Annotated in this window: 1 pseudogene; it reads left to right on the top strand. The window is 34.4% G+C overall.

Annotated elements, in window-relative coordinates:
- A pseudogene (locus tag ASU02_RS25570) lies at positions 1-224 on the top strand (IS5/IS1182 family transposase); the annotation flags it as partial.

The following is a 224-nucleotide window of genomic DNA, read 5'->3' as shown; positions in this document are numbered from 1 at the left end:
GAAAAACTGATCGATCAAGAAGCGGTTTTTATCGATGGTACAAAGATTGAAGCGAATGCGAATAAATTTACGTTTGTCTGGAAAAAATCGATTGAGAAATATCATCAAAGTTTAATTGAAAAATCAAACCAGCTATACAATGAGCTGCTTGAGAATGAAATCATACCTGAACTTGAACGTGAAAACGATGAACAGTTATCATTGGAAGAGCTCACACAAATGGT

Origin of the sequence: Cytobacillus praedii, assembly GCF_001439605.1 — a bacterium.
Taxonomy (GTDB): Bacteria; Bacillota; Bacilli; order Bacillales; family Cytobacillaceae; genus Cytobacillus; species Cytobacillus praedii.
The sequence above is the reverse complement of the archived record's forward strand: the minus strand, read 5'-3'. Positions and strand labels throughout refer to the sequence as shown.